Here is a 21,691-nt window from a genome sequence, read left to right as displayed (position 1 = left end):
CGGGCTGACGCTCGGGGCGCGCCCCGTTCCGCAGACTGAAAGCACCCATGGCCCGCTCCCCCGTTCTCCACGTCATGGTCCAGGCCGTCATGAAGGCCGGCCGCGCCCTGCGGCGCGACTTTGGCGAGGTCGAGCAGCTTCAGGTCTCGACCAAGGGACCGGGCGACTTCGTCAGCGTCGCCGACCGCCGGGCGGAAGAGGCGCTGCGCGCCGAACTGTCCCGCGCGCGGCCGGGCTACGGCTTCGTCATGGAGGAAGGCGGCGTGATCGAGGGCAGCGACCCCGACCACCGCTGGATCATCGATCCGCTCGACGGCACCACCAATTTCCTGCACGGCATCCCGATGTTCGCGATCTCGGTCGCGCTCGAGCGCGCCGGCGTGCTGGTGGCGAGCGTCATCTTCAATCCGGCGACCGACGAGCTCTACACGGCCGAGCGCGGCGGCGGCGCCTACATGAACGACCGGCGTCTGCGCGTCGCGGCCCGGCGGGACTTCGCCGACGCCGTGATCGCGACCGGCGTGCCGCATCTCGGCAAGCCCAACCACGACCGGTTCCGCGAGGAGCTGGCGCGCGTCCAGATCAAGGTCTCGGGCATCCGCCGCTTCGGCTCGGCGGCGCTCGACCTCGCCTGGGTCGCCTCCGGCCGCTTCGACGGGTACTGGGAGCGCCACCTGAAGTCGTGGGACATGGCGGCCGGGATCCTGCTGGTGCGCGAGGCCGGCGGCTTCGTGACCGACGGACAGGGCGGCGACGGAATGCTGACCAACGGCTCGATCGTCGCGGGCAACGAGGTCATGCATGGCGAGCTGCTGAAGCTCGTGAAGGCCTGAGGGCTCCTCGCCCGCCAAGGCTCCTCGCAATGACCGGGCGGCGTGGCTGCGGCGCACTTCTTCGCGAACGCAAACCGTGCACTATGGACGCGTGCGCGTTCAACACGGCCTCCGGTCCGCGATGTCCCTGTCCGAGCTAGACCCTTACAAGCTGTCGTCGCCCCGGGTCTTCCTGCTCCGGATGGTGATCTTCCTCGCACTGGCGGGGTTCGTGGCGCTGATCCTGAACCAGCAGATCAAGCGCGCTTTCCTGTCCAATCCCGGCCTCAACGGGCTGATCTTCGCCGTGCTGGTGATCGGCGTGCTGCTGGCGTTCCGGCAGGTGATCCGGCTGTTCCCGGAGGTCCGCTGGGTCAACGGCTTCCGCATGAGCGAGCCCGGCCTGGCGCTGCGCGAGCAGCCGCGGCTGCTGGCCCCGATGGCGTCCCTGCTCGGCGACCGGCTCGGCAACGCGCCGATCGGCACGGCGCTGATGCGCTCGATCCTGGATTCGATCGGCACGCGTCTCGACGAGGCGCGCGAGATCGGCCGCTACCTCACCGGGCTGCTCGTGTTCCTCGGCCTGCTCGGAACCTTCTGGGGCCTGCTTGAGACGGTCGGCTCGATCTCCAACGTCATCTCCACGCTCGGCGGCAACGGAACCGAGGACACGGCGGCGCTGTTCGAGGAGCTGAAGTCGGGCCTGGCGGGCCCGCTCGCCGGCATGGGCACCTCCTTCTCGGCCTCGCTGTTCGGCCTCTCGGGCTCGCTGATCCTCGGCTTCCTCGACCTCCAGGCCGGCCAGGCGCAGAACCGCTTCCACAACGAGCTCGAGGACTGGCTGGCCGCCGTGGTCTCGGCCGATCTCGACGATGAGGCGTCGCCGGTCGGCTCGCCCGGAACGCGCGACCCGGCGGAGCTGATCGCGTCGCTCGAGCGGCTCAACAAGACGCTCTCCGAATCCGGCACCAAGACCGCCGCCCAGGCGACCGCGCATCTGGCCGAAGGCATTCAGGGCCTCGTCAAGCACATGCGCTCCGAGCAGCAGATGATCCGCGACTGGGTCGAGGCGCAGTCCAACCAGCAGGGCGACCTGAAGGCGCTGCTCGAGCGCCTGCTGGAGCAGCGCGCCAGGGCTGAGCCGTGACGGCGGCGGAGCGCCCCTGATGGCGCTGAGCTCCCGCCGGCGCTACCGGGCGGTGGACTACTGGCCCGGCTTCGTCGACGCCCTGTCGACGCTGCTGCTGGTCATCATCTTCCTGCTGACCGTGTTCATGATCGCCCAGTTCCTGCTCGGCCGGGAGGTCACGGGCAAGGACACCGCGCTGCAGCGGCTCAATGCGCAGATCGAGGAGCTGACCGAGCTGCTGGCGCTGGAGCGCGGCGCCTCGCGCTCCGCCAAGGACGAGCTCACCAGCCTGCAGGCCAATCTCGGCGCGCTGCAGACCGAGACCGAGAAGCTCAAGGCGGACGCGGCGAGCGGCGCCGACCGCGCTCGCTCCGAGGGCGACAAGGCGAGCGGCCTCGCGGCCCAGCTCGATCAGCAGAGGGAGGTGAGCGCCCGTGCGCTCAGCCAGGTCGACCTTCTGAACCAGCAGATCGCCGCGCTGCGCCGGCAGATCGCCGCGCTCGAGGACGCGCTCAACGCGTCCGAATCGCGCGACCGGGAAAGCCAGGCCAAGATCGCGGATCTCGGCTCACGCCTGAACGTGGCGCTCGCCCAGCGCGTCCAGGAGCTCAACCGATACCGCTCGGACTTCTTCGGCCGACTGCGCCAGATCCTCGCCGACCGGCCGGACGTGCGGGTGGTGGGCGACCGCTTCGTGTTCCAGTCGGAGGTGCTGTTCGAGACCGGCCAGGCCGACCTGAACGAGGCCGCCAAGCCCGAGCTCGACAAGATCGCCACCGCGCTGATCGAGCTCGCCAAGGAGATCCCGCCGGACATCAACTGGGTGATGCGGGTGGACGGCCACACCGACATCCGACCGACCCGCGGCGCCTTCCCGTCGAACTGGTCGCTGTCGACCGCCCGCGCGATCGCGGTGGTGGAGTATCTGGTCCAGAAGGGCGTCGCCCCGCAGCGGCTGCTCGCGGCCGGCTTCGCCGAGTTCCAGCCGCTCGACACGGCGCAGAACGAAGAGGCCTACAAGCGCAACCGCCGCATCGAGCTCAAGCTGACCGAGCGCTGAGGCGGAGTTGGGCGGTCACAGGGGCTTCCTGAGGAACACCCGCTCGACGCCCTCGGGGTGGTCCGGGATCGTCCCGAAGGCCACATAGCCGAGCGTCTCGTAGAAGCCCCGCATCGGCGCGAAGCAGTCCACCCACACGCCGCGGCAGCCCAGGCGGCGCGCTTCCGTCTCGGCGCGGCGCATGAGCCGCGCGCCGAGCCCCCTGCCCCGCTGCGCCTCCGGCACGACGAGCATCTCGACATAGAGCCAGCCGAAGTTCGCCCGCGCCCACAGGCCGCCCGCCGTCGCGCCGGATTCGTCGCGCAGCAGCAGCGCAAGCGTGCGATGGCCGGAGGGGCCGAAGGCGGCCGTGTTGAAGGCCACCAGCGGCCGCACGATCGCGGCGTGGTCGTGAGCCGAGGGCGGATCGGAGAGGACGATCTCGAGGGCCACCTCAGCCGGCCGCGATCTCCGCGCGGCGCACGCGCTCATGTCCGCCGAACTGAAGCTCGGCGAGGCGGGCGTAGAGGCCGCGCCGGGCGACAAGCTCCGCATGCGTGCCCTCCTCGACGATCCTGCCGCCGTCGAGCACGATGATCCGGTCGGCGGCCAGCACGGTCGCGAGCCGGTGGGCGATGACGAGCGTGGTGCGGCCGGCGCGGGTGGCGGCGAGCGCCTCCTGGACCAGCGTCTCGCTCTCGGCGTCGAGCGCCGAGGTCGCCTCGTCGAGCAGCAGCACGGGCGCGTCCTTGAGGAGCGCGCGGGCGAGCGCGATGCGCTGGCGCTGGCCGCCCGAGAGGTTCACGCCGCGTTCGCCGAGCGGCGTGTCGTAGCCCTGCGGCAGCGCCGACACGAAGCGCTCGCAGCCGGCGAGCCGCGCGGCGGCCTCGACCTCGGCGTCGCCGGCCTCGTCCTGGCCGAGCCGGATGTTGTCGCGCACGCTGGCGGCGAAGATCACCGGGTCCTGCGGCACGAGCGCGATGCGCGAACGGATCTCGGCGAGCGCGGCCTCCCGCACGTCGACGCCGTCGAGCGTCACCCGGCCGCCGAGCGGGTCGTAGAAGCGCAGCGCGAGGTGGAACAGCGTGCTCTTGCCGGCGCCCGATGGACCGACGATCGCGACCGTCTCGCCCGGCGCGGCCTCGAGCGTCACGCCGTTCAGCACGCCGGCCGCAGGCTCGGCCGGATAGGAGAAGACTACGTCTTGGAAGGCGAGCGCCCCGCGCGACGACGTCGGCAGCCGGCGCGGGCTCGCCGGATCGGCCACTGCCGGCTGCGTCAGCAGCAGTTCGTTCAGGCGCTCGGCCGAGCCGGCGGCCTGCGAGATCTCGCCCCAGACATTGGAGAGCTCGCCGATCGCCGCCGCGCCGAACACGGCGTAGAGCACGAACTGGCCGAGGGTGCCGGGCGTCATCTCGCCGGTCAGCACGCCGTTCGCGCCATACCACAGCACGCCGACGACGCTCGCGAAGATCAGGAAGATGGCGATGAAGGTCAGCACCGCGCGCGCGGTGATCGAGCCCTGCGCGGCCCCGTAGGCGTCTTCGACCGCCGCCGAGAAGCGCGCGACGACGCTGCGCTCCGCCGTGAAGGCCTGGACGCCGCGCATCGAGCCGACAGCTTCGGCCGCGAGCGCGGAGGCTTCAGCCAGCGTGTCCTGCGCGGCGCGCGAGCGGCGGCGGACCGAGCGCCCGAACGCCGCGAGCGGCAGCACGATGACCGGGATCGCGATCAGCACCATCGCCGACAGCTTCGGGCTGGTGACCACCATCATCACGGCCGCGCCGATGAACAGGAACAGGTTTCTCAGCGCCTGCGAGGCGGTGACGCCGAAGGCCGACTTGATCTGGGTGGTGTCGGCGGTGAGCCGGGAGACGATCTCGCCCGCGCGGGTCGCGTCGTAGAAGGCCGGCGACAGCCGCGTGAGATGGGCGAACACGGCCTTGCGGAGGTCCGCGACCACGCGCTCGCCGAGCGTCGTCACGAACCAGTAGCGGGCGGCGCTCGCCACCGCGAGCATTCCGACGACCGCGAGCACCGCGCCGAAATAGGCGTCCACCATGCCCGGATGGTCGCGCGAGAACCCGAAGTCGATCAGCCTGCGAACCGCGACCGGGATCGCGAGCGTCGCGGCCGACGCCGCAGTGAGGGCGACCAGCGCGCCGAGGAGCCGCCCCTTGTGCGCAAGCGCATAGGGCTTGAGCGCCGCGAGCGGCCTCAGCGAGCGGGATCGGGGCGCGGCCTCCGTTCCGGCGTCAGCGGCGGCGGAGCGGCGTCGGGCCATGGGCGCGCTTCTTTTGGGTCTTTCCAGTCGTCATGCGCGGCCTTATTGAGCCCTCGGAGGCCGGAGGACAAGTCCGCGGCCGTCTCGTCGCGCGCGGTTGTCCGGCGGGCGCCTTTGCGATATAGGCTGCGGCCTGACGCCATCGCGACGATTTCAGACGCGCTGCGGTTTCTCGCGCGCAACCGACAGAGACGACCCATGAAGGCCGACATCCATCCCGACTACCACACCATCAAGGTCGTCATGACCGATGGCACCGAGTACGAGAGCCGTTCGACCTACGGCAAAGAGGGCGACACCCTCCAGCTCGACATCGACCCGAAGACCCATCCGGCATGGACCGGCGGCTCGGCGCAGCTGACCGACCGCGGCGGCCGCCTGTCGCGCTTCAACAAGCGCTTCGCCAACTTCGGCATCTCGAAGACCTGAGCGCCGGCCTGATAGCCGAGCTGCCCGACCCCGGCCCTGCGGCCGGGGTTTTCGTTTGCGCCGTCAACCGCGGCCGAAGGCCTGGCGCAGCAGCTCCATCTGGCCCTCGAGCGGGTTGCGCGAGGGCTCTTCGGCGACCAGCTTGCCGTCGAGCTGCGCGTCGAGGATCTGCACGCGCTCCTGCAGCCGCCCGGCCCGCTCGACGATGTCGCGCAGCCGCTCGGGCAGCCGCCCGAAGATCTCCGGCGACAGCGTGGAGGTGATCGGGCTGAGCCGCACCTTGCGCTTCTCGTCGCGCGCCTGATCAGCCGACATCTCGCCGTCGTTGACCGCGCGCTGGACCAGCAGCCAGGACGCGATCTGCATCAACCGGGTGGTGAGCCGCATGCTCTCGGTCGCGTAGGCGATCGATTCCGGGCGGCCGAGGCTGCGGGACTCGGTCCGTCCGTCGCCGTCCAGATAGGCGGCGGTCTCCTCGACCAGCGCCATTCCCTCGCGGAACAGCGAGGTGAAGGCCGCAGAGCCGACCAGCCGCGCGCCGAACGACACCGCGCCGCCGTCCTCCGCTTTCGCGGTCCTGTCCGTCATCCTCGCCACCCTTCCGGAACGCCACGCGGGCGCCGCACGCTAGCGGGACCCGATCTTCGCATCAACGAGACCCGGTGGGCAAACGCCGGACCAACCGGCCGCTTGTCCCCAGCCGACCTGAGTCGAGGGTTACCGAAACGTTAAGCCAAAAAAAGGCCGCCGGAGGGGGCGGCCGGAGGCTGATCATAGGGAGGCGTACCGAGTGGGCAGGAAAACCACTCGCCGATATTGAGCCCGACGAAAGGTTAACAGAGCGTTAAGTCCTGGAGTTTCAGGAGCGGAACAGCGAATCCGCTACGCTCCGGTGCGCGGTCTTGGCCGCGACCGCCGCCTCCAGGCGCTCGATCTCCGACTTCAGCACCGCGACGCGCCGCGTCAGCTCCTCCACCGAAAGCGTCGATAGATCCTGCCCGATCACGTGCTCCGGCGACGCCGCGGGGGCCCGGGGAAGTTCGTCGTCGAACGCGGCCATGTCTGATCTCCTGTCGCGCCGGGACCGGCACCGTGCCGCAGCGGGACGTGCGGCCGCAAGGCGCCGCCGCGAGTCCCGATCCGGAGCGGGCGCCGAAGACGAGAAGTCCGGTCTCCGGCTCCGTTGCGCGGATATGCCGAAAGGCCTATATCCACCCGATCCCGTCATCGAGATATCGGTCAGGGCTCCGTCGCAGTTCCGGCGGACGGAGCGAGAGGAGTATTGCAGATGTCGAACGCGCCGCTGATGCCGAAAGCGACCGCGGTCTGGCTCGTCGAGAACACGTCGCTGTCGTTCGCGCAGATCGCCGACTTCTGCAAGCTGCACGAGCTCGAAGTGAAGGCGGTGGCGGACGGCGAGGCGGCGCAGGGCATTCGTGGCCTCGACCCGATCACCTCGGGCCAGTTGACCCGCGAAGAGATCGAGCGCGGGCAGAAGAACCCGGACTACCGCCTGAGCGTGGCGGTGTCGAAGGTGCGGCTGCCGCCGGTCAAGCCCCGCAAGGGTCCGCGCTACACGCCCGTGTCCCGCCGCCAGGACCGTCCGAACGCGATCCTCTGGCTGGTGCGCAACCATCCTGAGCTCAAGGACAGCCAGATCATGCGTCTGGTCGGCACGACCAAGACGACGATCGCGGCGATCCGCGACCGCACCCACTGGAACGCGCAGAACCTGGCGCCGGCCGATCCGGTCACGCTTGGCCTCTGCTCGCAGATCGACCTCGACTTCGAGGTGGCGAAGGCCGGCAAGGCGAATCCCGACGCGGTGCTCCGCAAGGAGGAGCCGGAGGACACCCTGCTGCCGGCCGAGGTCACGACCGCCGAGCCCGGCGCGGAGGCCGAACTCGACGTCCAGAGCGTCTTCGCGAAGCTCAACCAGCTCAAGCGCGAAGATCAGGACGAGGACGACGACGAGGACCGTCGCTAAGGCGGCTTCCCGGGAGGCGCCCCGGCGTCTCCTCGTCACGTCACGGACATCCGAAGCGCTTCCCAGCGCCGGCCCCCCACGGCCGGTACGTAGTTGTACGCCTTCCGCTGAATACAATCTGAGGTAGCGTCACCCTGCAGGCGCTCGCTTTGCGAGCGCGCCTTCAGGGGGACCGCGCCAATGGCAGGCCATCGGGCGAAGGGCGTCGCCGTCGGCGTCCTGGGATTTCTGGGCTTTGCGGCGCTGGCGGCGCTGATCGGCTTCCTGGTCTACGCCGCGCTCGGCTGGCGGACCCAGCTGTTGTTCCCGATCGTGACGAGCCTGTTCCTGGCCGTCATCCTCCCGGTGACGACGATCGCGATCCGGCACCAGATCCGGCTGACGCGCATCAAGCTGATCAGCCTGTTCGCGACCACCTTCGATCTGAGCATGGCCGCCCCGGGCGCCGCCGGACGCGAGGGCGCGCCGGTGTCGTTCGAATTCGTCAAGGGAAAGTACTACGTCGACCTCGACCTGCGAGACGGGGAAGAGCCGAAGCTCGAGACGATCCCGCGCTTCCCCATGATGCTGCACGCGGACTGGATGCTTCTGGTCTGCGCCCTGCCCCTGATGGCCTATTCGTTCTTCTGGGGCTTCATCCTGTTCGCGCCGATTATCGAGGTGCTGGAGCCCGAGAAGAGCATCAGCGGCTGGCTGTGGGCGAGCTTCCTGTCGCTCGGAGGAGCCCCGGTCGGCCTCATCCGCGACCCCGACATGTTCGCCGCCGCGCACGCCAATCTGCTGACGGTGGGCGCTTTCTGTTTCGCCGGCGCGTATTTCTACTGCGTCCGGCTGCTGCTCAGGGCCGTCGGCGTGTTCGACCTCTCGCCGCTGACCTTCCTGCGGGCGTTCGCCCATATGGTGCTGGCCACCACCTTGGCGATCGTCCTGTATCGGGTGTTCCCGAGCGTCGCGGGCGCGGCGGACTTCATCAGGGACAGCGTCGCGTCCGTGGGACTGGCGGACAAGCCGGCGCCCGGCGCGATCCCCGGCCCGGACCCGCGCGACGGCGTCAATTCGATCTGGCTGATGCTGTCCTTCGCGCTCGGCTTCGTGCCGGACGCGGCCCTGCAATATGTGCTGCAGCGCTCGGGCGTCCGCTTCAAGGACCGCTATGTGGAGATCGAGGAGCACGCCAAGACGGTCCCGCTGACCATTCTGGACGGCGTGGACGCCTTCACGGCGTTCCGGCTCGAAGAGGCCAACATCTTCGACATCCAGAACCTCGCCACCGCCAATCCGATCATGATCCACATCGAGAACCCCTATGGGATCTATGAGGCGATCGACTGGGTGGCGCAGGCGCAACTCTGCACCGTCGTGGGGCCGGAGCGGTTCCTGCTGCTCAAGTCCTACAACATCCGGACGATCTTCGATCTCGAGCGCGCGGTGCTTCCGGTAGAGAGCGACGAAACGCTGGTCGACCTGGTCGGCGCCGTCTTGCTCACGGATCACGACCGCAACGCGCGCTGCCGGCGCGCGCTCAAGTTCGAGCCGACCTACGCCGGCGCGGCGCCCGCCGACGCGCCGGATCGTCTGGCCCACAACGCCGAGGCCTTGACCCGGCAAGGCGTCCGGCGCCTCGTGCGCCTGATGATCGACGACCTGCACGTCCACCGGCTGCGGCAGATCTGGATGCTCATCGCCGAGAAGATTGGCGCGCAATATGCGCTGCTCGACGCCCCGCCGAAACCGGCCGCGGCGCCGAGGTCGTGCTGCTTGGCCTAGCGCCGGTCCGCCAGCGCGTCGCCGATGTCGTCGAGCGCGCCCGGGTCCTCGATCGTCGCCGGCATGGTCCACGCCTCGCCGTCGGCGATCTTCTGGATCGTGCCCCGCAGGATCTTGCCCGAGCGGGTCTTCGGCAGCCGCGGCACGGTGAGGGCCTGCTTGAAGGAGGCCACGGGCCCGACCCGTTCGCGCACCAGCGTCACGATCTCGCGCTCGATCTCCGCCGGCGTGCGGTCGACGCCCGCCTTCAGCACCACGAAGCCGAGCGGCGACTGCCCCTTGATGGTGTCGGCGACGCCCACGACGGCGCACTCCGCGACGTCCGGATGGCTGGCGATCGCCTCCTCCATGCCGCCCGTCGACAGCCGGTGCCCGGCCACGTTGATGATGTCGTCGGTGCGGGCCATGAAGAACACGTAGCCGTCCTCGTCGATGAAGCCGGCGTCCGAGGTCTGGTAGTAGCCGGGGAAGCCCGTCAGATAGGCGGACCGGAAGCGCTCCTCGTCGTTCCACAGCGTCGGCAGGCAGCCGGGCGGCAGCGGCAGGCGGATCACGATGTTGCCGAGCGTGCCGGGCGCGACCTCGTGGCCGGCGTCGTCGAGGATCGTCACGTCGTAGCCCGGCATCGGCACGGTCGGAGAGCCGTGCTTCACCGGCAGCAGGCCGAGCCCGAGCGGATTCGCCACGATCGCCCAGCCGGTCTCGGTTTGCCAGCAATGGTCGATAACCGGGACCCCGAGCAGCTTCTCCGCCCAGTCGACCGTCGCGGGGTCTGCGCGCTCGCCGGCCAGGAACAGCGCGCGCATCCTGGACAGATCGTGGCCCGCGAGCTTTTCGCCCTGCGGGTCCTCCTTCTTCACGGCGCGGATCGCGGTCGGCGCGGTGAACAGCGCGACCGCGCCGTATTCGGACGCGACCCGACACAGCGCGCCCGCGTCCGGCGTGCCGACCGGCTTGCCCTCGTAGAGGATGGTCGTGCAGCCCGCGAGCAGCGGCGCATAGACGATGTAGGAGTGGCCCACCACCCAGCCGATGTCGGAGGCGCAGAAGAAGGTCTCTCCCCGCTTCACGCCGTAGATCGCCTCCATCGACCAGGCGAGCGCGACCATGTAGCCGCCGAGGTCGCGGACCACGCCCTTGGGCGCGCCGGTCGTGCCGGAGGTATAGAGGATGTAGAGCGGGTCGGTCGCCCGCATCGGCTCGCACTGGGCGCTGCGGCCGCGCGCGGCCTCGCGCAGCGTCGCCCAGTCATGGTCGCGGCCAGAGACGAGCTCCGCCTCGAGCTGCGGCCGCTGCAGCAGGATCACCGCTTCGGGCGCGTGGCTCGACAGCCTGATCGCCTCGTCGAGCAGCGGCTTGTAGGCGACTTTGCGGCTCGGCTCGACGCCGCAGGAGGCGGTGAGGATCACCTTCGGGCGGGCGTCGTCGATGCGCTTGGCGAGTTCGTTCGCGGCGAAGCCGCCGAACACGACCGAATGGATCGCGCCGAGCCGGGCGCAGGCGAACATGCCGACGAGAGCCTCGGGGACCATCGGCATGTAGATGACGACGCGATCGCCTTTCCGGACGCCGAAATCCTGCAGGATCGCGGCGAAGCTGGAGACCTCGTTGAGCAACTCCGCGTAGCTGTAGGTCCGCTTCGCGCCCGTGACCGGGCTGTCATAGATCAGCGCCGCCTGGTCGCCGCGGCCGTCCTCGACATGCCGGTCGAGCGCGTTGTGGCAGGCGTTCGTCATGCCGTCCGGGAACCAGCGGCCATAGGCGCCGAGCGTGGGATCGAACGCCTTGAGCGGCTTCTCGAACCAGTCGATCGCCTCCGCGGCCTTGAGCCAGAAGGCGTCCCGGTCCTCCAGCGACGCCCTGTAAACCTCGCGATACCTGCTCGTCATCGAACGCATCCCCGCCAGGAGTAACCGGCTCGTAAGAGTCAGGGCTGCAGGGTGGTAGCCGAACACCAAACCCCACTCCTTCCCGCCGAAGAGGATGGCATGACAGAGGGCCGGGAATCATCTGATCTCTTGGAGGAGAGCGGCTGCCCGGGATGCCGGGCGCCGTTCGAGGGAGCGATCACGATGGCCTTCCAGCCCATCGTGAACGTCGCCGACGGATCGGTGTTCGCCTATGAGGCGTTGGTGCGCGGCGCGGACGGATCGGGCGCCGGCGCGGTGTTGTCGCGGGTCACGCCGGAGAACCGGTTCGCATTCGACCAGCTCTGCCGCCGCACCGCGGTCGAGCACGCCGCCCGGCTCGGCGTCGAAAGCCGGGTCAGCATCAATTTCCTGCCCAACGCCGTCTATCAGCCGAGCCTCTGCCTCGGCACCACGCTCGCGGCCGCGCGGCGCCACGCCTTTCCGATCGAGCGCATCATGTTCGAGGTCACGGAGGGCGAGCGGATCGAGGACCGGCCGCATCTCGTCCGGATCCTGAACGAGTACAAGCGGCAAGGCTTCATCACCGCGATCGACGATTTCGGCGCCGGCCACTCCGGCCTCAACCTGCTCGCCGAGTTCCAGCCCGACGTGATCAAGCTCGACATGGATCTGGTCCGGGGCCTCGACCATGACCGTCCGCGCCAAGCGATCGTGGCGAGCGTCGTCCGGATGGCGCGCGAACTGGACGTCGAGCTCATCGCCGAAGGGATCGAGACCGAGGGCGAGTTCCGCCGCCTGCAGGAGATGGGCGTGCGGCTGATGCAGGGCTATCTGCTCGCCCGGCCGGGGTTCGAGACGCTGCCGGCCGTGGCCCTGCCGGCCGAGGCGCGGACCGTCGGCGCCGCCTGAGCCGGAAAGAAGAAGGGCCGCCCCGGAGGGACGGCCCTTCACATTGCAGATCGCGGCGTTTCGAGAAGGCCGCGGCCTTCGCCTTGATCAGGCGTGAATCCCGGCTGAGGCCAAGATCCAGGTCACGGCGTTCTGCGAACGGCGATTGGCGCAACGAGACACTGGATCACCTCCTTTCGGTTGTTGACGACAGAGCCCATGTGGGCCCGGCGCGGGACGACCGCAAGCTAAGCGCTCACGCGCCTTGCGGTTTTTTCGGCCGCTCGCGGGCCGGCGGCTTGAAGCCCGGCCGCGGCGACCGATGATCCTTAGATGACTCCCCCGGCCGCTCTTCGCCTCGAACATTTCGCCCGCGCGGGCTTCGCCGCCCGCGGCGCCGTGTACTGCCTCGTGGGCGGGCTCGCGCTGCTGGCCGCGATCGGCTCGGGCGGCGACGTCGGCGGCAACAAGAGCGCGCTGCGCTCGCTGCTCGGCCAGCCTTTCGGGGCGGCGCTGCTGCTCGCCGTCGGGCTCGGGCTCGCCTTCTTCGCGCTGTGGCGGATCGTGGAGGCCACGACCGACGCGGATGGCTGCGGCTCGTCCCCCAAGGGGCTCGCGACGCGCGCCGTCCACCTGCTCAGCGGCTTCGCCAACGGCGCGCTGGCGGTCTCGGCGATCAGCCTCGCGCTCGGCCTCGGCTTCAGCTCCGGCGGCGACGATCAGGCCGCGCAGGACTGGACCGAATGGGCGCTGGCGCATGCGTTCGGGCGCTGGCTCGTCGCGGCCGTCGGGATCGGCTTCATCGTCGGCGGCTGCGTTCACGTGCTGAAGGGCTGGCGCGGCGACGTGCTGAAGCGGCTGTCGGTTCCTCCGGCGCGGGAGCGGTTCGCCAGATATCTCGGGCGGATCGGCTATGCGGCGCGCGGGGTGACCTTCATCCTGATCGGCGGCTTCCTCGTGGCCGCGGCCCTGCATGGCAACTCCAAGGAGGCGAAGGGACTGGGCGGCGCGCTGCACAGCCTCGAGAGCCAGCCCTATGGCTGGGCGCTGCTCGGGCTGGTCGCGCTCGGCCTGTTCGCATTCGGCGCGTTCGGGGTCGTGCAGGCGCTCTACCGCCGCATCCAGATGCCGGACCTTCCGGACGCGTCCAAGGCGCTGCAGCGCGCCTGATCTCAGACGTCGAGCGACATCAGGCCGGCGTCGCCGCCCACCGCCGCGAGATTGACGCTGACGCTGCGCTCGCGCACGAGCCATTCGAGGCCGATCGCCTCGTCGCCGTAAGGCGCGGGGACAACATGGACCGGGACGACCGGGCCCGGCCGGGCCGCCATCTCGCGCAGCAGCGCGAGCGTCTCCTCGGGCTGATCCTCCACAAGGGCTGCGGCGAGCGGGCTGGACTGCTCCAGCCGCGCGAGACGGATCACGGGCCGCAGCGTCTCCGGGAGGTCGTCGAGCAGACCCTCGACCTGCGGGGGAGCGTCGACCAGCGCGACATTGCCGGTCGCCAGTGCGGCCCCGATCTGCACGAACAGCGCGTCCGCCGCCCGCGCGCGGCAGAGCACGGCGCCGCCAGGACGCAACTCATACGTGTTCTGTTCGCCGGCCGGCCCCGGCAGCTTCAGGCTGACGCCCAGCGGCGAACGGGCGGCGAGCCGCCGGCAGCGCGCGGCGGCCGCCTCGTAGCCAGCGGCCGACAGCCACTGCGCCCACGGATCCGCGGCCGTCGCCTCCACGAGGTCGCGGTCCGGCCCCTTCCAGGCCAGAAGCCTCCGCAGATAGAGCGGCCCCCCGGCCTTGGGCCCGGTTCCGGACAGACCATGTCCGCCGAAGGGCTGCGAGCCCACCACGGCGCCGATGATGTTGCGGTTGACGTAGAGGTTGCCGGCGGAGATGCGCGCCAGCGCCCGCGTGACGGTCTCGTCGATGCGGGTGTGCAGTCCGAAGGTCAGCGCATAGCCGGTCGCGTTGATCTCCCCGATCAGCTCGTCCAGCCGGTCGCGCGCGTAGCGCACGACATGCAGCACCGGCCCGAACACCTCGCGGCTCAGCTCCGCGACGCGCGGGATCTCGATCAGCGTGGGCTCGACGAAGCTTCCGGCCGCCGGGCCGCGCGGCGCCGCGCGCGTGACCGGAAAGCCCTTCTGGCGCATCGCCTCGACATGCTCCTCGACCGTCCTGCGAGCCTCGTCGGAGATCACCGGGCCGACATCGGTGGCGAGGCTCGCCGGATCCCCGACCGTGAGCTCCGCCATCCCGCCCTTGAGCATGTCGAGGAGCCGGTCCGCGACGTCCTCCTGCAGGCAGAGCAGGCGCAGCGCCGAGCAGCGCTGGCCGGCGGAGTCGAACGCGGAGGCGAGCGCGTCCGCCACGACCTGCTCGGGCAGGGCGGAGGAGTCCGCGATCAGCGCGTTCTGGCCGCCCGTCTCGGCGATCAGCGGCGTCGGGGCGCCGTTCGGCCCGAGCCGCCGCGCGAGCCGCCTCTGGATGAGCCGCGCGACCTCGGTCGAGCCGGTGAACAGCACGCCCTGCACGGACGGATCGTCCACGAGGGCCGCCCCGACCTCGCCGTCGCCCGGAACGAGCTGCAGCGCGTCCTTCGGGATCCCGGCCTCGTGCAGCAGCGCGACCGCAGCTGCGGCGGTCAGCGGCGTCTCCTCCGCGGGCTTCGCCAGCACGACGTTGCCGGCCGCGAGCGCCGCCGAGACCTGGCCGGTGAAGATCGACAGCGGGAAGTTCCACGGGCTGATGCACACGATCGGCCCGAGCGACCGGTGCGCGGCCTCGGACCAGCCCCTGACGCCGGCCGCATAGTAGCGCAGGAAATCGACCGCCTCGCGCAGCTCGGCGAGGGCGTTCGGCGCTGTGCGGCCCGCCTCGCGGACGATGAGGCCGATCAGCTCGCCGCTCCGCGCCTCCATCAGCGCGGCGGCGCGCTCCAGGATGGCCGCCCGGATCATCGGCGGGCTCTCGGGCCAGCGCGCCGCGGCCCGCTCCGCCCGGTCGAGCATCTCGACGACCGCCGCGGGCGAGGCCTCCGTCACATGGCCGACGACGTCGGCGGGCCGGGCCGGATTGCGCACCGGCCGGCGCGTCCCCTCCCCGGCCCCCGGGGCGGCGGACCACTCCGATCGCGCGCTCGACCCGAGGGCCCCGGCGAGGCCGGCGAGAACGCTCTCGTCCGCAAGGTCGAGCCCGGCCGAATTGGCGCGCTCGGGCCCAAACAGCCGGGCGGGCGCTGCGATCTCCTCGTGAGGCGCGCCGACGGGCGAGACCGCGCAGGCGGCCGCGACCGGATCGGCGAGCAGCTCCGCCGTCGACACCGTGTCGTCCGCGATGCGGTTGACGAAGGAGGAGTTGGCCCCGTTCTCCAGCAGCCGCCGCACCAGATAGGCGAGCAGCGTCTCGTGATCCCCGACCGGCGCGTAGATGCGGCACGGCCTCCCGAGTTTCGCGGCGCCGACCACCTCCTCGTAGAGCGGCTCGCCCATGCCGTGCAGGCACTGAAATTCGTAATCGGACGCCGGCCGGTCCCGGCCCGCCATCTCGATCACCGAGGCGAGCGTCATCGCGTTGTGGGTGGCGAACTGCGGATAGAGCGCATCGCCCGCCTCCAGCATCCTGCGGGCGCAGGCCAGAAAGCTGACGTCGGTGTGGATCTTGCGGGTGAAGACCGGGAAGTCCGCGAGCCCCAGCGTCTGCGCGCGCTTGATCTCGCTGTCCCAATAGGCGCCCTTGACGAGCCGGGTCATGATCCGGCGGTCCGACCGGCGGGCGAGATCCGCGAGCCAGTCGATCACGAACGGCGCGCGCTTCATGTAGGCCTGCACCACGAAGCCGGCGCCGTCCCATCCGGCGAGCTCGGGCGAGAGGCAGAGCGCCTCGAACACGTCGAGCGACAGCTCCAGCCGGTCGGCCTCCTCGGCGTCGATGTTGAGGCCGATGTCGAAGCCGCGCGCGAGTTGGGCGAGCGCCGTCAGCCGCGGGACCAGCTCAGCCATCACCCGGCCGCGCTGCGCGCGCTGGTAGCGGGGATGCAGCGCCGAGAGCTTGATCGAGATGCCCGGCCCCTCCCGCCAGCCGCGGCCGGCGGCCTCCTGACCGATGGCGACGACCGCCTCGCGATAGGCCGCAAGATAGTTTTCGGCGTCGGCGGCGGTCAGCGCGGCCTCGCCCAGCATGTCGAAGGAGTGGCGGAAGCCGGCCTGTTCGCGCTTCCGGGCGCGCGCCAGCGCCTCCTCGATGGTGCGCCCGGTGACGAACTGCTCGCCGAGCAGCCGCATCGCAAGGTCGACCGCCGCGCGAACGACGGGCTCGCCGCCGCGCGCCACGAGCCGCTTCAGCGCCCCCCACAGGTTCGCGCCGTCCGCGGGCGCGGCCAGCCGGCCGGTGACCAGGAGGCCCCAGGTGGCGGCGTTCACGAACAGCGACGGGCTGTGGCCGAGATGGGCGCGCCAGTCGCCATGGCCGATCTTCTCGCGGATCAGCGCGTCGCGGGTGGCGGGGTCCGGGATGCGCAGCAGCGCCTCGGCGAGGCACATCAGCGCGACGCCCTCGCGGCTCGACAGCGAATATTCGTGGATCAGGCCCTCCATGCCCTCGAAGGCGCGCTTGGCGCGCAGGGCCTCCACCAGCCGGCCGGCGGTCGCCTGCGCGGCGGCGACCTGCTCCGGCGCGAGCCGCGCCGCCGCGATCAGCGGCGGCAGGCAGTCGGGCTCCGGCCGGAGGTTCGCCGCAGTGACGGCCGCGCGGGAGGGCTCCCGTCGCGGCAGCTCGGCGAAGCGGGCGAAGGGCGTGTCGGGCGAGGCCGCCTTGTGCATGCGCGCTCCCATTGCGGGCGCCTCGCTTCTGCGCGGCCCGTCTCTCCTGATATGGGAGAGCGATGACGCTCCGCACCTCGCTCGCCGCCGAGACCGCAACTCTGCTCGCCGATCTGGGCGCCGCGCCGCCGACCGACGGCGCGCTCGAGGTCCGCTCCCCGATCGACGGCCGCCCGATCGGCTGGGTCGCGGAGGACGACCCGGCCGGCGCCGCGGCGAAGATCGCGGCCGCGCAGGCCGCCTTCCCGGCGTGGCGTGACACGCCGGCGCCGATCCGCGGCCAGCTGGTGCGGCTGTTCGGCGAGGAGCTGCGGTCCCACAAGGCCGCCCTCGGCCGGCTCGTCACGATCGAGTGCGGCAAGATCCTTTCCGAGGGCCTCGGAGAGGTCCAGGAGATGATCGACATCTGCGACTTCGCGGTCGGCCTGTCGCGCCAGCTGCACGGGCTGACGATCGCCAGCGAGCGGCCCGATCACCGCATGATGGAGAGCTGGCATCCGCTCGGGCCGGTCGGGATCATCTCGGCGTTCAACTTCCCCGTGGCCGTGTGGGCCTGGAACGCGGCGCTCGCGCTCGTCTGCGGGGATCCCGTGATCTGGAAGCCGTCGGAGAAGACGCCGCTCACCGCCCTCGCCTGCCAGGCGCTCTTCCAGCGCGCCGCCGCCCGCTTCGGGCATGCGCCCGAGAACCTGTCGAGCGTGCTGATCGGCGGCGGCGAGATCGGGGCGGCCCTGGTCGATCATCCGGGCGTCCCGCTCGTGTCCGCCACCGGCTCGACGCGGATGGGCCGCGCCGTCGCGCCGCGTCTCGCGGCCCGCTTCGCGCGCGCGATCCTGGAGCTCGGCGGCAACAACGGCGCGATCGTCTGCCCGTCCGCGGATGTCGACCTCACGGTGCGGGCCGTGGCGTTCGCCGCGATGGGCACGGCCGGGCAGCGCTGCACCACGCTGCGGCGGCTGTTCGTGCATGACGCGGCCTATGACGTTCTTCTCCCGCGCCTGAAGGCCGCCTACGCCAGCGTCGCGGTCGGAAGCCCGCTGGACGAGCGCACGCTGGTCGGACCGCTGATCGACGCCGCCGCGTTCGAGGCGATGCAGGCGGCGCTGCGCGAGGCCGAGGCGCTCGGCGGCGCCGTCACCGGGGGCCCGCGCGAGGAGAGCGAAAGCCCCGACGCGTTCTATGTCCGCCCGGCGCTGGTCGAGCTCCCGGAGCAGGCCGGACCGGTGCTGCAGGAGACCTTCGCGCCGATCCTCTACGTGATGCGCTTCTCAGAGCTCGGCGAGGCGATCCGGCTGCACAACGCGGTCGGCCAGGGTCTGTCGTCGTCGATCTTCACCAGCGATCTGCGCGAGGCGGAGCTGTTCCTCTCCGCCCGCGGCTCCGACTGCGGCATCGCCAATGTCAACATCGGCCCGTCGGGCGCGGAGATCGGCGGCGCGTTCGGCGGCGAGAAGGAGACCGGCGGCGGCCGCGAGTCCGGCTCCGACGCGTGGAAGGCCTACATGCGGCGGGCCACCAACACGATCAATTTCGGCCGCGCCCTGCCGCTCGCACAGGGCGTGCGGTTCGACCTCTGAGGCGCCCCTAGACCTCCGGAAGCACCAGCAGGGTGGCGCCGTCGACGGCGGCCACCTTCACGCGGGCGCCGGACGGCAGGTCGGGTCCGGAGATCCGCCACGAGGTGTCGTCGATCCTCACCCGCCCCTCGCCGCCCACGATGGGCGCCTCGAGCGTGAAGACCTTGCCGATGTGGCGCTCGGCGCGGCGGTTCAGCATGGGTCGGTCGTCGCTCGTCTCGTCCGCCGGCCGGCCGATGCGCCACCAGGCGATCGCGGCGACGAGCCCGAGCACCGCGAAGGCGACCAGTTCGATCTGCCAGCCGGGATCGAACAGGAAGGCCAGAAAGCCGACCAGGATGGCCGCGATGCCGAGCCAAAGCAGGACGCTGCCGGGGATGATCAGCTCCGCCGTCAGCAGCAGCAGGCCGAACACGAACCAGCGCCAGGCCCCGAGCGCGACGACGAGGCTCGCCAGCATGCCTCAGGCGCTCTCCGGCCCGGGCGGGACCGACCCGCTCGCCGGCACGCCGCTGCGCGGCCGCGCGGGCCGCTCGGGCGCGCCGGGCGCCGGACGGCCGAGCGCGTCGCGCGCGATCTCCGCGATGCCGCCGAGCGAGCCGAGCAGCGCGGTCGCCTCATAGGGCAGCACGAAGGTCTTCTGGTTGGGCGAGGTGGCCATGCTCTTGAGCGCCTCGACATATTTCTGGGCCACGAAGTAGTTGAGCGCAGCCGTGTCGCCGCGCGCGACCGCCTCGCTCACCAGCGTGGTGGCCTTGGCCTCCGCCTCGGCCGAGCGCTCCCGCGCCTCGGCGTCGCGGAAGGCCGCCTCCTTCCGCCCCTCGGCCTCGAGGATCTGCGCCTGCTTGGCGCCTTCGGCCACCAGGATCGAGGCGCGCTTCTCGCGCTCCGCCTTCATCTGCCGGCCCATCGAGGCGACGAGGTCGGCCGGCGGGGTGATGTCCTTGATCTCGATGCGGGTGACCTTCACGCCCCAGGGCGAGGCGGCGGCGTCGACCACGTGCAGCAGCCGCGTGTTGATCTCGTCGCGCTGGGACAGCACGTGGTCGAGGTCCATCGAGCCCAGCACCGAGCGGATGTTGGTCATCGTCAGCGCCATGATGGCGCGCTCGAGATTGGTGACCTCGTAGGACGCCTGCGCCGCGTCGACCACCTGGTAGAAGGCGACGCCGTCGACCTGCACGGAGGCGTTGTCGCGGGTGATGACCTCCTGGCTCGGGATGTCGAGCACCTGCTCCATCATGTTCATCCGCCGGCCGATCCGGTCGATGAACGGGATGATGAGGGTCAGCCCGGGGCGCAGCGTCCTCGTATACTTCTGGAAGCGCTCGACCGTGTAGTTGTAGCCCTGCGGGACCGTCTTCACCCCGGCGAAGATGACGAAGATCACGAGCGCCGCGACGACGATGGCGGCGATGTCGAAGCCCGACAGAGGCATTGGCTACTCCCCAGAGAACGCCCGCATGAGGCGCCACGGGGGGCGCGAAGGCAAGCCGGACGGCGGACGACGTCCTCGTGTCGGTCCTCGGCGCCGTCGCGGCGGCGCCGGGCTCAGATCCAGCCCATCAACTCGCGCCGGACGACGTGCTCGATCACCCGCATGCCCTCCTCGGAATCGTTGAGGCACGGGATCGCGGCGAAGTTCTCGCCGCCATTGTGCTTGAAGATCTCGGCGTTCTCGCCGGCGATCTCCTCCAGCGTCTCAAGGCAGTCGGCGGTGAAGCCCGGCATCACCACCGCCAGGTTCTTGACGCCCTGCTTCGCCAGCCCCTCGACGGTCTTGTCCGTGTAGGGCTGCAGCCACTCCTCCGGACCGAAGCGCGACTGGAAGGTGATCCGGAAGCGGCTGTCGTCGAGGCCGAGCGCCTCGCGCATCAGCCGCGTGGTCTTCTGGCACTGGCAGTGATAGGGGTCGCCCTTGAGCAGGTAGGACTGCGGCACGCCGTGGAACGAGGCCAGGATGACCTCGGGCTCGAAGGACAGCTTCGCCAGCTCCTTCTTCAGCGACGTCGTGACGGCCTCGATATAGACCGGGTCGTCCGCCCAGGGCGGCGCGACGCGCAGCACCGGCTGCCAGCGCATGGCCTTCAGGGCGTCGAACGCCTTGTCGCAGACCGTCGCCGAGGTGGCGGCGGCGTATTGCGGGTAGAGCGGCACGAGCAGGATGCGGTCGCAGCCCTCCTTCTGAAGCGCCTCGATGCGCGAGGCGATCGACGGATTGCCGTAGCGCATCGCCCAGTCGACCACGAGGTTCGGGGCCGCCGACGCGAGGCTCGCGGCGAGCTTCTCGGCCTGCGAGCGCGTGATGGTCCGGAGCGGGCTCTCGTCGCGCTCCCGGTTCCAGATCGAGGCGTAGTCCCTGCCCTTCCGGCCCGGCCGCGTGGTCAGGATGATCCCGTTGAGCAGCGGCCACCAGATCAGGCGGCTGGTCTCGATGACGCGCCGGTCGGAGAGGAACTCCTTCAGGTAGCGCCGCATCGACCAGTAGTCCGTGCCGTCGGGCGTGCCGAGATTGACCAGCAGCACGCCGATGCGGCCGACCTTCACGGGAGGATGATCGATCGGGAGGCGGACGGCGCGGTCGCCGGCCGGAGGGAAAGGCGCGTTCATTGGAATTTCTCTGTTTCGCAAGGCCTAGATAGGGCCCGCGAACGCGCCTGTCATCGCGGCGTGCGGCGATGTCCGGCCGCACGCGCCGGAACCCTCGACCGGACCGCAGAGTCGGGGCGGCTCCCGGGCCGCCTCAGCCGTGCAGGGCGATCGCGTCCGCCGGCGCCTCGGCGCGCTGGTCCATGCCGTAGTCGCGCACCACCGAGGCGACGCGCAGCCGGTAGTCGGCGAACACCTCGCCGCGGCCGGCCTTCTGCGCGTTCTGGTGCCGGGCGTGCGCCCGCCATCTCGTGAGCGACTCCTCGTCCCGCCAGAAGGACAGCGACACGAACTTGCCGGGCTGCGTGACGCTCTCGAAGCGCTCGACGGAGATGAAGCCGTCGACCTGCTCGACCTCCGCCTTCAGCGCGGCCGCGATGGCGAAGTAGTCGGCGGCGCGGCCCTCCCGCGGCGTCACCTCGAAGATCACTGCGATCATGCC

19 protein-coding genes are annotated in these 21,691 nt (G+C 70.8%); 9 read left to right on the top strand and 10 right to left on the bottom strand.

The genetic code is table 11. The features are described 5' to 3' along the window. The first annotated feature begins 47 nt into the window (after nt 1–47). From GGR24_RS00540 to GGR24_RS00530, 3 genes are all read left to right on the top strand, one after another. Complete coding sequence (locus GGR24_RS00540) at nt 48–833, top strand: inositol monophosphatase family protein (RefSeq protein WP_183393353.1); 786 nt, start codon at nt 48–50, stop codon at nt 831–833. A 121-nt stretch (nt 834–954) separates the two neighbouring features. Next, nucleotides 955–1,959, top strand: coding sequence for a flagellar motor protein MotA (locus GGR24_RS00535; RefSeq protein ID WP_183393352.1), 1,005 nt, complete (start codon nt 955–957; stop codon nt 1,957–1,959). A 19-nt stretch (nt 1,960–1,978) separates the two neighbouring features. After that, entirely contained in the window at nt 1,979–3,001 is a 1,023-nt protein-coding gene (locus tag GGR24_RS00530; RefSeq protein ID WP_183393351.1) for a peptidoglycan -binding protein, read from the top strand. A 15-nt stretch (nt 3,002–3,016) separates the two neighbouring features. On the opposite strand, the gene GGR24_RS00525 is transcribed toward GGR24_RS00530, so the two are convergent. Both GGR24_RS00525 and GGR24_RS00520 read right to left on the bottom strand, forming a co-directional pair. After that, nucleotides 3,017–3,433 (bottom strand): GNAT family N-acetyltransferase, encoded by a 417-nt coding sequence (locus GGR24_RS00525; protein WP_343066156.1) that lies wholly within the window; start codon nt 3,431–3,433, stop codon nt 3,017–3,019. A 1-nt stretch (nt 3,434) separates the two neighbouring features. Further along, nucleotides 3,435–5,264: an ABC transporter transmembrane domain-containing protein gene (locus GGR24_RS00520; RefSeq protein ID WP_183393349.1), complete on the bottom strand. Its 1,830-nt coding sequence runs from the start codon at nt 5,262–5,264 to the stop codon at nt 3,435–3,437. 198 nt (nt 5,265–5,462) lie between these two features. Between GGR24_RS00520 and rpmE the strand changes: the two genes are divergently transcribed. Next, on the top strand, nt 5,463–5,693 hold the full coding sequence (rpmE, locus tag GGR24_RS00515) for a 50S ribosomal protein L31 (protein ID WP_183393348.1): 231 nt from the start codon (nt 5,463–5,465) through the stop codon (nt 5,691–5,693). Nucleotides 5,694–5,756: 63 nt separating this feature from the next. Here the strand turns inward: rpmE and rcdA are convergent, their stop codons facing one another. Both rcdA and GGR24_RS00505 read right to left on the bottom strand, forming a co-directional pair. After that, complete coding sequence (gene rcdA, locus GGR24_RS00510; protein ID WP_183393347.1) at nt 5,757–6,281, bottom strand: protease adaptor protein RcdA; 525 nt, start codon at nt 6,279–6,281, stop codon at nt 5,757–5,759. Between the two features lie 271 nt (nt 6,282–6,552). Further along, nucleotides 6,553–6,753, bottom strand: a complete 201-nt coding sequence (locus GGR24_RS00505; RefSeq protein ID WP_183393346.1) for a DUF1192 domain-containing protein — start codon at nt 6,751–6,753, stop codon at nt 6,553–6,555. A 228-nt stretch (nt 6,754–6,981) separates the two neighbouring features. Here GGR24_RS00505 and GGR24_RS00500 point away from each other — a divergent pair, with 228 nt between their 5' ends. Both GGR24_RS00500 and GGR24_RS00495 read left to right on the top strand, forming a co-directional pair. Beyond that, a complete protein-coding gene (locus GGR24_RS00500; protein WP_183393345.1) occupies nt 6,982–7,680 on the top strand; it encodes a DUF1013 domain-containing protein in 699 nt (232 codons plus the stop codon). 180 nt (nt 7,681–7,860) lie between these two features. Further along, entirely contained in the window at nt 7,861–9,447 is a 1,587-nt protein-coding gene (locus tag GGR24_RS00495) for a hypothetical protein (protein WP_183393344.1), read from the top strand. Here GGR24_RS00495 and GGR24_RS00490 read toward each other — a convergent pair. After that, a complete protein-coding gene (locus GGR24_RS00490) occupies nt 9,444–11,336 on the bottom strand; it encodes a propionyl-CoA synthetase (protein ID WP_183393343.1) in 1,893 nt (630 codons plus the stop codon). The genes GGR24_RS00495 and GGR24_RS00490 overlap by 4 nt on opposite strands. 183 nt (nt 11,337–11,519) lie before the next feature. On the opposite strand from GGR24_RS00490, the gene GGR24_RS00485 reads away from it, so the two are divergent. Together GGR24_RS00485 and GGR24_RS00480 are read left to right on the top strand one after the other, a co-directional pair. After that, nucleotides 11,520–12,227 (top strand): EAL domain-containing protein, encoded by a 708-nt coding sequence (locus GGR24_RS00485; protein WP_183393342.1) that lies wholly within the window; start codon nt 11,520–11,522, stop codon nt 12,225–12,227. 312 nt (nt 12,228–12,539) lie between these two features. Continuing rightward, the gene (locus GGR24_RS00480; protein WP_183393341.1) at nt 12,540–13,376 is read left to right on the top strand and encodes a DUF1206 domain-containing protein; all 837 of its coding nucleotides are present in this window, start codon (nt 12,540–12,542) and stop codon (nt 13,374–13,376) included. A 2-nt stretch (nt 13,377–13,378) separates the two neighbouring features. Here GGR24_RS00480 and putA read toward each other — a convergent pair whose 3' ends face one another. Beyond that, a complete protein-coding gene (gene putA / locus GGR24_RS00475) occupies nt 13,379–17,023 on the bottom strand; it encodes a bifunctional proline dehydrogenase/L-glutamate gamma-semialdehyde dehydrogenase PutA (RefSeq protein WP_246397884.1) in 3,645 nt (1,214 codons plus the stop codon). A gap of 62 nt (nt 17,024–17,085) precedes the next feature. On the opposite strand from putA, the gene amaB reads away from it, so the two are divergent. After that, nucleotides 17,086–18,600, top strand: coding sequence for an L-piperidine-6-carboxylate dehydrogenase (gene amaB / locus GGR24_RS00470; RefSeq protein ID WP_183393339.1), 1,515 nt, complete (start codon nt 17,086–17,088; stop codon nt 18,598–18,600). 7 nt (nt 18,601–18,607) lie between these two features. Here the strand turns inward: amaB and GGR24_RS00465 are convergent, their stop codons facing one another. The 4 genes from GGR24_RS00465 to GGR24_RS00450 all read right to left on the bottom strand — a co-directional run bounded on the left by GGR24_RS00465 (nt 18,608) and on the right by GGR24_RS00450 (nt 21,688). Next, complete coding sequence (locus tag GGR24_RS00465) at nt 18,608–19,060, bottom strand: NfeD family protein (RefSeq protein ID WP_183393338.1); 453 nt, start codon at nt 19,058–19,060, stop codon at nt 18,608–18,610. A gap of 3 nt (nt 19,061–19,063) precedes the next feature. Beyond that, nucleotides 19,064–20,038, bottom strand: a complete 975-nt coding sequence (locus tag GGR24_RS00460) for an SPFH domain-containing protein (RefSeq protein ID WP_183393337.1) — start codon at nt 20,036–20,038, stop codon at nt 19,064–19,066. A 113-nt stretch (nt 20,039–20,151) separates the two neighbouring features. Next, nucleotides 20,152–21,210 (bottom strand): ferrochelatase, encoded by a 1,059-nt coding sequence (gene hemH, locus GGR24_RS00455; protein WP_183393336.1) that lies wholly within the window; start codon nt 21,208–21,210, stop codon nt 20,152–20,154. A gap of 133 nt (nt 21,211–21,343) precedes the next feature. Further along, nucleotides 21,344–21,688 (bottom strand): antibiotic biosynthesis monooxygenase family protein, encoded by a 345-nt coding sequence (locus GGR24_RS00450; protein WP_183393335.1) that lies wholly within the window; start codon nt 21,686–21,688, stop codon nt 21,344–21,346. Nucleotides 21,689–21,691: the final 3 nt, after the last annotated feature.

Source organism: Hansschlegelia beijingensis (assembly GCF_014196425.1).
GTDB lineage: Bacteria > Pseudomonadota > Alphaproteobacteria > Rhizobiales > Methylopilaceae > Methylopila > Methylopila beijingensis.
The sequence above is the reverse complement of the archived record's forward strand: the minus strand, read 5'-3'. Positions and strand labels throughout refer to the sequence as shown.